General features: G+C 37.7%; 13 protein-coding genes, 1 tRNA gene and 1 pseudogene. 13 read left to right on the top strand and 2 right to left on the bottom strand.

The window, feature by feature from the left end; genetic code table 11:
- Positions 1-37 precede the first annotated feature (37 nt).
- Positions 38-114, bottom strand: a tRNA-Asn gene (locus L647_RS0122330).
- Between the two features lie 1,062 nt (positions 115-1,176).
- On the opposite strand from L647_RS0122330, the gene L647_RS0122325 reads away from it, so the two are divergent.
- From L647_RS0122325 to L647_RS0122305, 5 genes are all read left to right on the top strand, one after another.
- Complete coding sequence (locus L647_RS0122325) at positions 1,177-2,556, top strand: MATE family efflux transporter (RefSeq protein WP_024612982.1); 1,380 nt, start codon at positions 1,177-1,179, stop codon at positions 2,554-2,556.
- Entirely contained in the window at positions 2,553-4,547 is a 1,995-nt protein-coding gene (gene uvrB, locus L647_RS0122320; RefSeq protein WP_024612981.1) for an excinuclease ABC subunit UvrB, read from the top strand. The genes L647_RS0122325 and uvrB overlap by 4 nt, the downstream gene beginning before the upstream one ends.
- A 2-nt stretch (positions 4,548-4,549) precedes the next feature.
- On the top strand, positions 4,550-5,488 hold the full coding sequence (locus L647_RS0122315) for a class I SAM-dependent methyltransferase (RefSeq protein ID WP_024612980.1): 939 nt from the start codon (positions 4,550-4,552) through the stop codon (positions 5,486-5,488).
- Complete coding sequence (locus L647_RS0122310) at positions 5,489-6,169, top strand: tRNA (adenine(22)-N(1))-methyltransferase TrmK (protein ID WP_024612979.1); 681 nt, start codon at positions 5,489-5,491, stop codon at positions 6,167-6,169.
- 102 nt (positions 6,170-6,271) lie between these two features.
- Positions 6,272-7,300: a hypothetical protein gene (locus L647_RS0122305; RefSeq protein ID WP_024612978.1), complete on the top strand. Its 1,029-nt coding sequence runs from the start codon at positions 6,272-6,274 to the stop codon at positions 7,298-7,300.
- 35 nt (positions 7,301-7,335) lie between these two features.
- On the opposite strand, the gene L647_RS0122300 is transcribed toward L647_RS0122305, so the two are convergent.
- Complete coding sequence (locus tag L647_RS0122300) at positions 7,336-7,578, bottom strand: hypothetical protein (RefSeq protein ID WP_024612977.1); 243 nt, start codon at positions 7,576-7,578, stop codon at positions 7,336-7,338.
- Between the two features lie 264 nt (positions 7,579-7,842).
- Here L647_RS0122300 and L647_RS0122295 point away from each other — a divergent pair, with 264 nt between their 5' ends.
- The 8 genes and pseudogenes from L647_RS0122295 to L647_RS0122265 all read left to right on the top strand — a co-directional run bounded on the left by L647_RS0122295 (position 7,843) and on the right by L647_RS0122265 (position 13,977).
- On the top strand, positions 7,843-8,292 hold the full coding sequence (locus tag L647_RS0122295) for an isoprenylcysteine carboxylmethyltransferase family protein (protein WP_024612976.1): 450 nt from the start codon (positions 7,843-7,845) through the stop codon (positions 8,290-8,292).
- A 190-nt stretch (positions 8,293-8,482) separates the two neighbouring features.
- Positions 8,483-8,614: pseudogene (locus tag L647_RS1000000126745) on the top strand (hypothetical protein); the annotation flags it as partial.
- Positions 8,615-8,746: 132 nt separating this feature from the next.
- Positions 8,747-9,757: an RHS repeat-associated core domain-containing protein gene (locus L647_RS1000000126740; protein ID WP_024612975.1), complete on the top strand. Its 1,011-nt coding sequence runs from the start codon at positions 8,747-8,749 to the stop codon at positions 9,755-9,757.
- On the top strand, positions 9,754-10,743 hold the full coding sequence (locus L647_RS0122285) for an ankyrin repeat domain-containing protein (protein ID WP_024612974.1): 990 nt from the start codon (positions 9,754-9,756) through the stop codon (positions 10,741-10,743). The genes L647_RS1000000126740 and L647_RS0122285 overlap by 4 nt, the downstream gene beginning before the upstream one ends.
- A gap of 128 nt (positions 10,744-10,871) precedes the next feature.
- The gene (locus L647_RS0122280) at positions 10,872-11,846 is read left to right on the top strand and encodes a transposase (protein WP_024612973.1); all 975 of its coding nucleotides are present in this window, start codon (positions 10,872-10,874) and stop codon (positions 11,844-11,846) included.
- Between the two features lie 208 nt (positions 11,847-12,054).
- Positions 12,055-12,240, top strand: a complete 186-nt coding sequence (locus L647_RS0122275) for an HNH endonuclease (RefSeq protein ID WP_024612972.1) — start codon at positions 12,055-12,057, stop codon at positions 12,238-12,240.
- A gap of 17 nt (positions 12,241-12,257) precedes the next feature.
- A complete protein-coding gene (locus tag L647_RS0122270; RefSeq protein ID WP_024612971.1) occupies positions 12,258-12,821 on the top strand; it encodes an SMI1/KNR4 family protein in 564 nt (187 codons plus the stop codon).
- Positions 12,822-13,002: 181 nt separating this feature from the next.
- Positions 13,003-13,977, top strand: coding sequence for a transposase (locus L647_RS0122265; protein ID WP_024612970.1), 975 nt, complete (start codon positions 13,003-13,005; stop codon positions 13,975-13,977).
- Positions 13,978-13,995 lie beyond the last annotated feature (18 nt).

Below are 13,995 nucleotides of genomic sequence, written 5' to 3'. Positions count from 1 at the left end.
ACTGAGCTAAGGGGGAATCGTTTATGGTTGAAAAACTTGGCTCCCCCTCCCCGACTCGAACGGGGGACCTGCGGATTAACAGTCCGTCGCTCTAACCAACTGAGCTAAGGGGGAAGCGCTTGCCTTTCAACGGGGCGAAATATTAATGACCTCACTGCAAACTGTCAACACATAAAAGATCATAAACTAAAAAAAGAAGTCTATTCGGCGTTTTTATGTTCGATCTGTGTGATTTATGGCTTTATTTTGATTTTTTTTAGAAATTTTAATGGAAGAAAATGCGACGTAAATTGCTTTTTGAGTAAATTACTTTTGTGCGTTGAGCAAATAAAACACAATATTAAACTGCTTTGTTAGCAAAAATTACACGTAAAAGACAAAAACTAGCTTTCACTTCTTTTTGGTTTTCGCTTTTTTACCTTTAAAATATAAAAACATTTAAAATCGACTTTGGGTAATTCAAAAATATTAGTCACTATTTAGCGGTAATAAATTTAATTTACGATTTATTATGCAAACAATATTGAAGTTGTTCAAAAATAGCGCAATCAATAACTTGCAGCATTTTATTGGTTAGCGAACTCAGTTAAACAATTGAGTTAGTAAGGCGGATTGATCCAACTAATAGACTTTTACTTTGAGATTGTAAAAATGACATTAATTGATTATCTAAGTTTAATAAGAATTAACTAAAAATGAGACCTCTCTAGAAGCCTTTATAAATGCGGCTTTGAATGAGTTATCCACGGTTTCTGTGGATAACTCTGTTTATGAAACCTTAAGAACATCAGGCGCACTAGAGCTGTAGGGCGCTGCACCGATTTCAAGCTTTTAAATCACTATTTTTATTTCAATATAAAACAATGAGTTAGTGTTTCACCTTTATTCCATGCAACTCGATGAGCAAAATTTTTCGTTACGATAAATCAAAGTATTGCTTTGTGTAAAAAAGCATCAGCAACTGGTGGTTGTTTGTAATAAAAGTTACAAAAATGTATTTTAATTGTTTTTTAGAGCACTAAGCCGTTATTTTAACAAAAATACGTAAAAAGAGGCTTTTACTATTTTTTCGAATCTTTAGTTTGCTGTTTACTTCAAATCTGTTGATAAATCCGTGGCTTGAATTGCCTTGATGCTTTAAAATGATTCGCTCAGTAAAAGAGGCTAATTTATTCCATGCGCGCAATTTCAAAATCTCAGACCCGCCCAGATTTACTAAATGATCCTATCCCTTCAACATTAAAAAAAATGACCATTCCAATGATTTTTGGAATGGTCACTTTAATGATGTTCAATATTGTTGATACATTTTTTATAAGTTTATTAGGAACTGAGCCATTAGCAGCAGTGAGTTTTACATTTCCAGTTACCTTTACCGTTATTAGTTTAGCGATTGGTTTGGGTATTGGTACATCGGCTGTAATAGGTAAGGCACTTGGCAGTAATAAAATTGATGAAGCACGTTTTGACGCAAGCGTATCTATATTGGTCGCTTTTGTTTTAGTGCTTATTTTATCTTTTGTTGGTTATTTATTAATTGATCCCATATTTACGTTATTAGGTGCAGGGCAACAAGTACTGCCATTAATACACGAATACATGAATGTGTGGTTTATCGGAAGTGTGTTTTTAATTACCCCCATGATAGGTAATTCGGTATTACGTGCCAGTGGCGATACCACAACACCGAGTATTGTAATGGGCGGGGCAGGGCTTATTAACGCCATACTCGATCCAATGCTTATTTTTGGTTTTGGTCCAATACCTGCTTTAGGTATTCAAGGTGCGGCTATTGCAAGTGTTATAGCGTGGTCGGTGGCTGTTGTAATTATTTTATATTTGCTAATAGTAAAAAAACGTTTATTAAGCTTAAAAGCAGGCAAGCAAACAGTTATTGGCGCTATTCGTAAAATATTAAAAATTGGTTTACCTGCAGCGGGCGCTAATATGCTTACACCAGTAGCAATGGCAGTAATGACCGCTATGGTTGCACATCACGGTCCGGAGGCTGTAGCGGCATTTGGAGTTGGCAGCAGAATAGAATCTATAGCAAGTATATTGGTACTTGCTTTGTCGATGACACTTCCACCCTTTGTGAGTCAAAACTTTGGTGCAGGTAAATTGTGCAGAGTAAAAGAAGCGTATATTGGTACATTAAAATTTGTAATGATTTGGCAATTCGCTATTTATGTTTTACTCATTGCTTTATCAGGTGTGATCAGCCAATTGTTTGGTAAAGAGCAAATGGTTATTGACGTTATAAAACTCTTTATTTATACCATTCCGCTTAGTTATGGCTTACAAGGTGTGATCATATTATCTAATTCTTCGTTTAATGCTTTACACAAACCAATGAACGCATTGTTTTTAAGTGCTGTGCGCTTATTCATTTTTTATCTGCCATTTGCATATATAGGTAACGAACTCGCTGGGTTAATCGGATTATTTATTGGTGCAGCAATCGGGAATTTATTTACCGCAATGGTGGCATACAAGTGGTTTATAAAAGAGCTTGAGGCTTTGAGCAGTCAATCATTAAAGGAGTGCAATAATTGAGCGATCATTTTCAACTAAAATCACATTTTAAACCTGCGGGAGATCAACCAACAGCTATTAAGCAGTTATGTGAAGGTCTAGAAGCAGGTTTAGCGCACCAAACATTGTTAGGCGCAACAGGTACAGGTAAAACCTTTACCATGGCTAATATTATTAACGACTTAAATCGTCCGACAATAATAATGGCACACAACAAAACCTTAGCAGCGCAGTTATACGGCGAGATGAAAGAGTTCTTCCCTAAAAATGCGGTTGAATATTTTGTATCTTATTATGATTACTACCAGCCAGAAGCCTATGTTGTTTCTAGCGACACGTTTATAGAAAAAGATGCATCAATAAACGAGCACATAGAGCAAATGCGTTTAAGTGCAACCAAAGCACTGCTTGAGCGTCGCGATACCATTATTGTGGCGTCGGTATCGGCTATTTATGGTTTGGGTGACCCTAAATCATACATGAAAATGATGCTGCTTTTAAAAGTGGGCGAAAAAGTAGATCAACGCGACATGCTGCGCCGTTTAGCCGAAATTCAATACACCCGCAACGATATAGATTTTAGCCGTGGCACATACCGCGTACGTGGCGAAGTGGTTGATATATTTCCCGCAGAATCAAGCACTTTCGCTATACGCGTAGAAATGTTTGACGATGAAATAGAGCGTTTGAGTATTTTTGATCCGCTAACAGGTGCAGTCGAAAGACATATTATACGCACCACTATCTACCCAAAAACGCATTATGTAACTCCACGAGAAAAAATTCTGGGTGCTATCGATAATATAAAAGAAGAGCTTAAAGATCGAAGAGCGCAATTACTGAGTGCAAATAAATTAGTAGAAGAGCAACGGGTAACGCAACGTACACAATACGACATTGAGATGATGCGAGAGTTAGGTTACTGCTCAGGTATAGAAAACTATAGTCGTTATTTATCGGGACGTACGCCTGGCGATCCGCCGCCAACATTACTTGATTATTTACCAGATGATGCATTGATGATTATTGATGAATCGCACGTGACCGTTTCGCAAATCGGTTCTATGTACAAAGGCGACAGAAGCCGTAAAGAAAACCTTGTTGAGTATGGCTTTAGAATGCCCTCAGCTATGGATAATAGACCGCTACGCTTTGAAGAGTTTGAAGCCATAGCACCACAAACAATTTATGTATCTGCAACGCCAGGTGATTTTGAGTTAGAGCGTTGCGTAGGCGCAATAGCGGAGCAAGTTATTCGACCAACAGGGCTACTCGATCCCCTTATTGAAGTGCGCCCAGTGGCTGATCAAGTTGATGACCTACTATCTGAAATTTACAAAAGTGTAGAGAAAGGCGAACGCGTACTTGTAACTACATTAACCAAACGTATGTCTGAGGATTTAACAGACTACTTAAGTGAGCATAATGTAAAGGTACGTTACTTACATTCAGACATTGATACGGTTGAACGAGTTGAGATTATTCGTGATTTACGTGCTGGAGTGTTTGATGTGTTAGTGGGCATTAACTTACTTCGAGAAGGCTTAGATATGCCAGAAGTGGCGCTTGTAGCAATACTTGATGCAGACAAAGAAGGCTTTTTACGCTCTGCACGCTCAATTATTCAAACCATTGGTCGCGCCGCTCGTCACTTAGATGGTCGTGCTATTTTATATGGTGATAGAGTCACAAAATCGATGGCTAAAGCCATGGATGAAACAGCACGCAGACGCGAAATTCAGCATGCATATAATATTAAACATGGTATTGAACCGCATTCATTAGCCAAAAAAATCCTCGATGTGATGGATGTAGGCGAAGAGGCTGCACCAAAAGATAACCTGAGACTTATTCGTAAAGAGTCTAAAAAAGTACTCAGTGCAAAAGAAATCACAGTTCAAATTAAGCAACTCGATAGCAAAATGCATGCGTATGCGAGCGATTTAGAATTTGAAAAAGCGGCTTCTGTTCGCGATGAAATACATGAACTACAACAACAGTTGATTAATTAAAAATGACATCTGATTTTACTCCAATTATTACAGCGCTAGCTGATGCGCCGATTTTAAATAATGAACTTTGCCGTGTTTTTCATGGGCGTGGACATACGGTTGAGGCATTAAGCCATATTAACGTAGACTTTTACCCGCCGAGTTTATTTTTAGTGTCTTATGATGAAATTGACGAGCTAACACTTAGCGAATTAACAAGTGTTGTATGGAAGTGGGCGCAAGCACATCATCCCGAACTTATTACATCGCTTGTGTACCAGCAACGCGCCGGTGTGCAGAGCCAAAACCAATTAGTGTATGGTCAGTTACCTGTTCAGCATGTTGTAAACGAAAACGGTATTCGCTTTTTGGTTGATTTACAGAACCGCCAAAATACTGGAATATTTCCGGATATGCGCAGCGGCCGTGAGTTTGTTATGGCTAACAGCAAGCACGGTAAAATACTTAATTTATTTTCGTATACGTGTGGGTTTTCGCTTGCAGCAATGCAAGGTGGTGCTGATCATGTAATGAACATGGATATGAGCAAAGGTGTACTTAAAGTAGGCAAAAAAAACCATCAGCTTAATGGTTTTGAAAGAGGCGTAAGCTTTTTACCACACGATATTTTAAAGTCGTTTGGTAAATTAAAAAAAGCAGCTCCGTTTGACTTAATTATTGTTGATCCGCCAAGCTTTCAAAAAGGGAGCTTTATTTTAACTAAAGACTATCAAAAAGTGCTGCGCAGATTGCCAGAGCTATTAAGCGATACAACAAAGCTACTGCTTTGTGCAAATAGCCCAGAGCTTAGCGAAGATGCATTTAAAGCACTTATTACAGAGCATACACAAGGTGCCATTGAGTTTGTTGAGCGCTTGGCACCAACAGCACGCTTTATAGAAATAGACAGCGATAGAAGCTTAAAAGCGCTGGTCTATAAAACGTCACAAACAACTGATTAAATGAAGCTCAGTAAACGTTTATCAGCTATTGATTCGTTAATAGCACAACCAACCGATATTGTATGGGATTGCTGCTGTGACCATGGTTATTTAGGTTTAGCGTTGTTAAAACGAAATGCCGCTAAAAAAGTTATTTTTGTAGATATAGTGCCCACTCTAATGGCGGATTTAGAATCCTTACTTATGCGTGTTAGCGCCCAGCAAAATTCTCATTCAAGCAGCGAGCAGTGGCAAGTAATGTGCAAAGATGTTGGTCGTATTTTACTTGGCAAAAATATAAAGCAGACCGTTGTTATTGCTGGTGTAGGCGGTGAGTTATTATTAAAACTCGTGCAACAAATAATCGCAAATAACAGCATTGAAAGCGTACAAAACACGCGCTTTATTTTGTGCCCAGTACACCATACTTATGACGTAAGAGTAGGGCTTAATATGCTGGGTTTAGGTTTGATAAGCGAGCAACTGGTTTGCGAAAATAAACGTTTTTACGAAATTATAGAAGTCAGCTTTAATAGCAACACAAAAGTAAGTTGCACAGGTTTACACATGTGGGATTTCACAAATAAAGAACACATAACCTACAAACAGCAATTACTAAATCACTATAATAAAATGCTCAATAAAGATGAAGTTTATTATCAAAAAGTTATAACAGACTATCAAGGATTAGCCGATAGTTAAAAAAGCCTAAAATAAAGGCGTTGGTGTGATCTAATTACGACAGTGAAGACGTAATATGATTAAAGTTAATATCTTGCTTAAGCAAGTTTATTTGGTTAATTTATGTCAGATAATAATAGTTACTTACAGTCTTTACTCAGTAATGAGCAAAAATGGCAACATAGCTACGAGCAGCCAATTTCTTATGCGCCTGTTGTGCAATTGGCAAATAATAGCTGGGTGGTGCCTCAACATTTTTTACGTTATAAACACACTTTAAATAGCGTAAACGAAGTGCTCGATAGCATTGAATTTTCGACACACTTTAGAGTGCTTGCTGCACAAAAGGGTGACGAAATTTATCTGCAAGTTGCAGTACTAAGCCCTGACAACTATCAAAAAGGTGTTTCTCAGAGCGATATAAAAGCAAAAAAATTGTTGTTTGGCAGACGTTGGATTGTTGAAGAAAACTTGCCTACCTCGGAACTTATTCAAACTGCATTTTTAGCACTTAAAGTGGCCCGTGAGCACGAAGTGAGAGAGCTTTTTCAATATAAGCACGCAAATCATGTAAGCACGCCATTTAATAATCACCACGATTTGCCGCTAATGGCTCAAAACCCTGAGCTAATTAACAGCGACTGTAATGACATGCAAACCATTGCAGATGTTGTTAAACGTATTGTTTTTGCGGGTAAAGAAATTGTTTTAAAAAGCCAGAATATGATCACGGCTGAGCAGTATTTATATACGGTTGAGCTTTTATGCCAAGACAGCCAGTTAAGCGAGTTTAACCAAAAAACGATTGCATTTTTAACCAGTGATCAAACTGCTAACAGCTTTTTACATGCTTTAATTGCAGCACTAGTCAATGCAAGCAATGAATACGTTAATGAGCAGTTTAAGTACCAAGGCTTTGCTCGGTTTAGTAAACACGTAGCGGCTGAGCAAATAGGTGCTTTAAGCGTTGCCATGCGCTCTCCAAGTGCAATAGGGCTTTGCTCATTAGGGAAGCAGCACGCTAACCAGTTAAATTTTGAAATAGACAGTGGGCGAGCGCCAGAAGGGTGCGGACAAGCTATTGGCGGTTTTTTAGCTGCTCATGGTATAGAGCAACCAGAAAACGCACATTTGTACCCAGGTTACTTATAAGTTTGCACCTAGTGCAAACTTATTAAAACATACAACTAAAGCTTATTTATTTCTTGTTTCACGTTAAAGCTTGAATCGGTAACTATAGCTTCAAGCGTTTGTACACGCTCTTTTAATGCAAGTACTTGTGCTTTAGTCTCAGCTAACTCTTTATTAGCATCACTGTTATTGTTTTGCATTTTATGTTTAAACTCAAGATGCTTTTTATACATATCGTAAACCACACCTGAGCCAACCGAAATTAGCACTATTAAAACAATCATCGTAGTTCCAGACATAATCACATTCCTCATTTTATTTATTCGTTTATATTTAAAGTATAACCTTTAAGCACTTTTGATAAAGCTGACAATTGTAACTTAATTTGTATGGTCAGTTTAAGCTCTTGATTGTGGGTTGGCAGAAGCTGTTATTTTTAACGTTCAAATTGATTTATAGTTTACAGCGTTCATCATTTATACACTTGTAATATTGTTTAATGTTCGGCTAAACATTATGTAATAAATTAAATAAATATTTTATAACTAATACAGTGAGTTGCTATGTTAAATAATAAAATTCCACCCGTTATTGTTGTGCTGTTTTTTGCTGGCATAATGGCACTTATCGCGCACTACAGTATTATTGATTTTACAGCGTTTATTACCTATTTAGCTTTGAGCTTTTTAGCAATAGGGAGCGTGTTATGTATTGCGGGTGTATTGAGTTTTAAACTTGCTAAAACAACAGTTAACCCAAGTAAACCAGAGCAAGCATCAAAGCTAATTACGAGCGGGATCTATCGGCTCTCTCGTAATCCTATGTATGTTGGGCTTGCCTTTATTTTAGTAGGGTGGGGCATTTGGCTAAGCTCGTTGTGGGCACTGCTTTGCGTTGCAGGGTTTATTGCGTACTTAACGTTTTTTCAAATAATGCCAGAAGAGCGTGCTTTAACTAAATTATTTGGCAAAGAGTATATTACCTATAAAGCAAAAGTTAGGCGCTGGTTATAAGTTTACAGCAAAAAATAAAATAAATAAAAAAGGCTATCAACGATAGCCTTTTTGAGCAAATAGCAATAAAGCTGGCATTGCATCAAGTAATTCTAACGCACTTGGCACCATTAAAAGCAGTACGACCGACGCCGACTGCTTAACCTAGTTTGGCGACAGCGATTTTGACTACGATGAGTTTGGTAATCAAATACGCGAAACTGGCAAAGGTATTAAAACCCTTCGTGAGTACAACGCATTTAACCAATTAAGCTGTTTTAACAATAATGGCACGCTCACCCAATACGATTACGACCCACTGGGCCGCCGTATAGCAAAACACACCGAGCACGGTAAAATTGACTACATTTGGGATAACGACCAGTTAATCGGCGAATGTCAACACGGTGAATATACGTGGTATATAAACTTACCAAATCAATTTCATCCAGTAGCACTGATTAAAAAAGGCGAGGTGTATTACTATCACCTAGACCAACTTAATACCCCACGTTTTGTAACAAACAGCAGCGCACAAGTGGTGTGGGAAAACCAAGCTGATGCATATGGTTATGAAGAGCCAAAACTAGAAGCTGAATCAACTGTAAATAATACCTTTACTCAGCCAATTCGTTTTCAAGGACAGTATTTAGACGAGGAAAGCGGCTTACATTACAACCGCTACCGCTACTACAGCCCCAAGCAACAACGGTTTATAAATCAAGATCCGATAGGGTTAGTGGGTGGGACAAACCACTATCAATATGCGCCGAACCCGGTTAACTGGGTAGATCCGATGGGGTTGCTGTGTAAAAATGGTGAAAAAACATTAAAAAACATGTTGGGCACCTTGGTAGGTAATGGTTTTGATGAAGAAACCGTTGAGGCTATTTATAAAATTGCAATAGCATGCACTCCTATTAATAATAAAGATATATCTACGATTAATTATGTAATAGAAGGGGGGGTAAATCGAAAAACCCATGAATATAGTTTTGAAAAACTTCTCCCTGAAGAAAATAAAATTATAATAACAAGAGAGTTGCCATCAGGTACAAGGATATCGCAAACCGTCAGTATAGAAGACTTTGCTCAGCAGCATATTGATAACAATGAAAAAGTAGCCAACATCCATTGGGGGAAAATCTTAGAAAAAGAACATGAGGTTGCAAAACCAAGCCCTGAAGAAATGGAAAATGCTCATGCTCACCATATCGTTTTCAAAGAAGGGAGTGGTAAGCAAAAAGAGTGGGTGCTTAAAAGCAAAGCTATTTTAGAGGAGTATGAAATTGATTGGCTTAAAGGTCCTGAAAATTTAGTCTGGGCGCCAAACATCGAAGGATTACATACAGAAGAAATGGCTAAGATGGTTTATGAAGAGCTAGCTTATGCCCATAAAAAGTATAAAAGCAAGAATAAAGTTATTAAAGCACTGCGTAAGTTAGGTGAGAAAGCTGCTAAACACACGAGAGGAAATAAATATTGAATAATTCACAGTTAATGGAGCAAGCCGTTAAACTAATGCTGAATGATGAAGCGGAAGTTTTAGAAAATTTATTAATCAAGCACACTTTTCTACTAGAAAGTAAAAGTCCAAGTGGAGAGAACTGGCTGCATGAGGCTTCTCAAGAAGATAATCTGAATGTTTTGGAGATGTTTACAAAATTTTTTGATATTGAAAGTACAGATGATTCTAATCGGACATCATTATGCCTTTCAATTATTACAGATGAATTTTCAGCTGCAAAGAAGCTCATCGAGTTAGGAGCAAATGTTAACCACAATGGTTCAAGTTCGCCTTTATCATGTGCTGTTTATAGTCAAAGCAAAGAGCTATTAAAGCTACTGATAGAAAATGGTGCAAATAACGAAAGTAAAGAAGAGCTTATTCGTTATGGTCGTGGTCAAGGTTATAAAAATATAGAAGAAGATTTAAACGAACTTAATTATGTATCAGCAATAACAGAAACGTTTAAAGATAAGTTAAGCACTCATTATGGCGAGCTGACTGACGTACAATGTAAAGCGTCACCGTGTGTTTTGTATTCCAAACAAGCCAAAGGTAAATTTACGGTTTATTCTGACAACATCAGTAAAAATGCAGAAACCCCGTTTGAGATAATGTTTGAAGTAACAAAACAAGGCTTTGATACGGCAGAAGAAGTGCTTACTCAATTATACCCATGGTTATTTGATTGGCTAGCCGTAATAAGCCAAGTAGAGATAGACTTAACGCAACGGGTCATAATTATTTCCCGAGAAGTTGAATGCACGCCATATCAAGGTATTGCTTTACTGACTGAAGAGCAAATTAACTGTAACGATACCCTTGTATACATCTACAGACTTTTCCCGCTTTATCAAAAAGAAATCGATTTTGAAAAACAATATGGGACAGCGGCATTATTCAAAAAATTTGAAGAGCAAGGCGTAAGCCAGACTATCTTAAAAACTCGTAAACCAATAAAATAACCAAACAAGTTAGAAATACACAAATCAAAAATAACAAAAAAAATAAACTAGACATCCACTCAAACTTTTGCACTATTACGCTCAAAGTACTACGCTTTATTTAGTGCAAAAAACAAGCAGGGTGTCTTATGGCAATTGCAAGAAAGCGTCAAATAAGTTTGGTTGATACAAAATACTACCACTGTATTTCACGTTGCGTTCGCCGTGCTTTTTTATGTGGCGAAGACCATTTTACTGGTCAATCTTACGAGCATCGCAGAGGCTGGGTTGAAGACAAACTACTTGAATTAGCTAAGATATTTTGTATTGATGTATGCGCTTATGCTGTTATGAGCAACCACACTCATTTAGTACTGTATGTTGATGATAAAAAAGCAAACAGACTACATGATAAAGCGATTGTTATTCGTTGGCATAAGCTTTGTAAAGGCACCGCTCTTACACAAAAATACATACAGGGCGAAAAGCTAAGTAAAGCTGAACTTGTCTTTTTTAACCAAACAGTAAACCAATACCGCGAGCGCTTATCAAGTATCAGTTGGTTTATGCGGTTATTAAATGAAAACATTGCGCGCAGAGTGAACAAAGAAGATAACTGCACAGGACGATTCTGGGAGGGACGATTTACGTCTCAAGCATTATTAGATGAAGCAGCCCTTTCGGCCTGCATGGCGTATGTCGATTTAAACCCCATTAGAGCCAAGATGGCCAAAACGCCAGAAGAGTCAGACCATACCAGTGTCCAAGAACGTTTAACACACGCAAAGGATGGAAAACAACCAAAAAAACTACTTCGCTTTGCAGGCATGCCACGCCAAATAATGTCAAAGGGACTCCCGTTTGAGCTTAAATCATACCTAGAACTTGTTGAATTAACAGGCCGTTGTATACGAGAAGACAAGCGAGGGTATATCGAAAGTACACACTTACCTTTACTGGACAGAGTGAATATCTCCCCAGAAAACTGGTTAAAACTCACCACGCAATTTACACGTGTATTTCATGGTGCAGTAGGCCGACCATCCTCACAAGCACGTTACTGTGAAAATTTAAACCGCAAACGGCGGGCAAATATCAGTAACTGCGAAAAGCTACTCGCATAAAGCTTAAACTACTCAGTAAAACTATTTAGTAATAAATCACAACTGTATCATGCAGTTATTCTCATGTGTGTAATTTAGGTTTAAGAGTGCTAATGGCTTATTCAATGGGTTAAATGAAAGTAATCCAGCAGGAAAGGTAAATTATTAACCTAAAAAGTAGATTTTATGGCACAGTTATACTTTTTAATTAGAGTGGCTGTCTAGTTTAGTGGTCCCAGTGCTAAAAAAGGATGGTTCTTATAGCCGCACTAAAAATAATCCGCAAATTAAGGATGCCTCAGATAAACCAATATATACACCACATCATCAAGATATGAAAAAAATGCAAATGCTTGACTACAAAGTACATAGAAAGTTCCCACATGTTGGTGGGGTAAGTAATGCTAATAGATAATAGTTATTGGAGGAATAATGGATAAATTAAACGATATGTGGAATAAATTAAGTAAGATATCTGAAACTTCCTCAGGGAGTACAGAACAAACTAAATACATACCTAAACTAGAATATTTAGTCGAAGCTCCCTTGCCTGATGATTTTAAACAGTTCTTACTAAAAGTCGGTGGTTATAAGACGGTTCCTCCTGACTCACTTGATAGGTGTTATGTTATTAAATTGCCTAAACCTAAAGGAGGTAGAAAGTCTATAGCTTTAGATTGTTCTTTGACTATAGAAGGTATGATTGAGTCGTGTGATGAATGGGGTAGTTTATTACCACCTAAATCGATATTAATAGAGGCTACTGGGGATGGTAGTAATGTATTTATGAGTATGATTTCTGGTTCTATTGGCGAAATATACTTTATGGAAAGAGATCATTACATGGATTCTGGTGAATTTGATGACTATGAATGCGAAGAAGATGCCTGTGAAGCTTTTGACCCTAAAAGTGGGGTAGTTCCCAATATTTTCTCAAAATTAGCTGATAGTTTTTATGATTTAATTATGGCATTAGAATTAGAGGGTCCCGAATAAAAGCCAATGGGGTCACCCATTAGAAAATCCCGGTCAAGCAGGCAGCTGTGTTTTCTTGATCTTTTTATTCAAAAACCAAGTGTTCTTATTATTTAGACTTGCAAAAGAAATAAACTAGACATCCACTCAAACTTTTGCACTACTACGCTTTATTTAGTGCAAAAAACAAGCAGGTTGTCTTATGGCAATTGCAAGAAAGCGTCAAATAAGTTTGGTTGATACAAAATACTACCACTGTATTTCACGATGTGTTCGTCGTGCCTTTCTGTGTGGTGAAGACCACTTTACAGGTAAGTCTTACGAACATCGACGAGGCTGGGTTAAAGATAAGCTACTTGAATTAGCAACGGTATTTTGTATTGATGTATGCGCTTACGCAGTAATGAGTAACCACACCCATTTAGTACTGTATATTGATGATAAAAAAGCAAGTAGGCTAAATGATAAAGCGATTATTATTCGCTGGCATAAACTCTGTAAAGGCACCGTACTGACGCAAAAGTACATACAGGGTGAAAAGCTAAGTAAAGCTGAACTTATCTTTTTTAATCAAACAGTAAAACAATACCGAGAGCGCTTATCAAGTATCAGTTGGTTTATGCGGTTATTAAATGAAAACATTGCGCGCAGAGCGAACAAAGAAGATAACTGCACAGGACGATTCTGGGAGGGGCGCTTTACGTCTCAAGCATTATTAGATGAAGCCGCACTTGCCGCCTGTATGGCGTATGTCGATTTAAACCCAATTAGAGCGAAAATGGCTAACACCCCAGAAGAGTCAGACCATACCAGTGTTCAAGAACGTTTAACACACGCAAAGGATGGAAAACAACCAAAAAAACTTCTTCGCTTTGCAGGCATGCCACGCCAAATAATGCCCAAAGGGCTACCGTTTGAGCTTAAATCGTACCTTGAACTTGTTGAATTAACAGGCCGTTGTATACGAGAAGACAAGCGAGGGTATATTGAAAGTACACACTTGCCTTTGCTAGAAAGAGTGAATATATCCCCCGAAAACTGGTTAAAGCTTACAACCCAATTTACGCGCGTATTTCATGGCGCAGTAGGTAGACCAACTTCACAAGCAAGTTACTGTGAAAACTTAAACAGAAAGCGGCGATCAAATATTAGCAACTGCGAAAAGCTACTCGCATAAATTAAAAACCATTCAGTA

Source organism: Pseudoalteromonas sp. TB64, from assembly GCF_000498095.1.
Classification (GTDB): Bacteria; Pseudomonadota; Gammaproteobacteria; order Enterobacterales; family Alteromonadaceae; genus Pseudoalteromonas.
The sequence above is the reverse complement of the archived record's forward strand: the minus strand, read 5'-3'. Positions and strand labels throughout refer to the sequence as shown.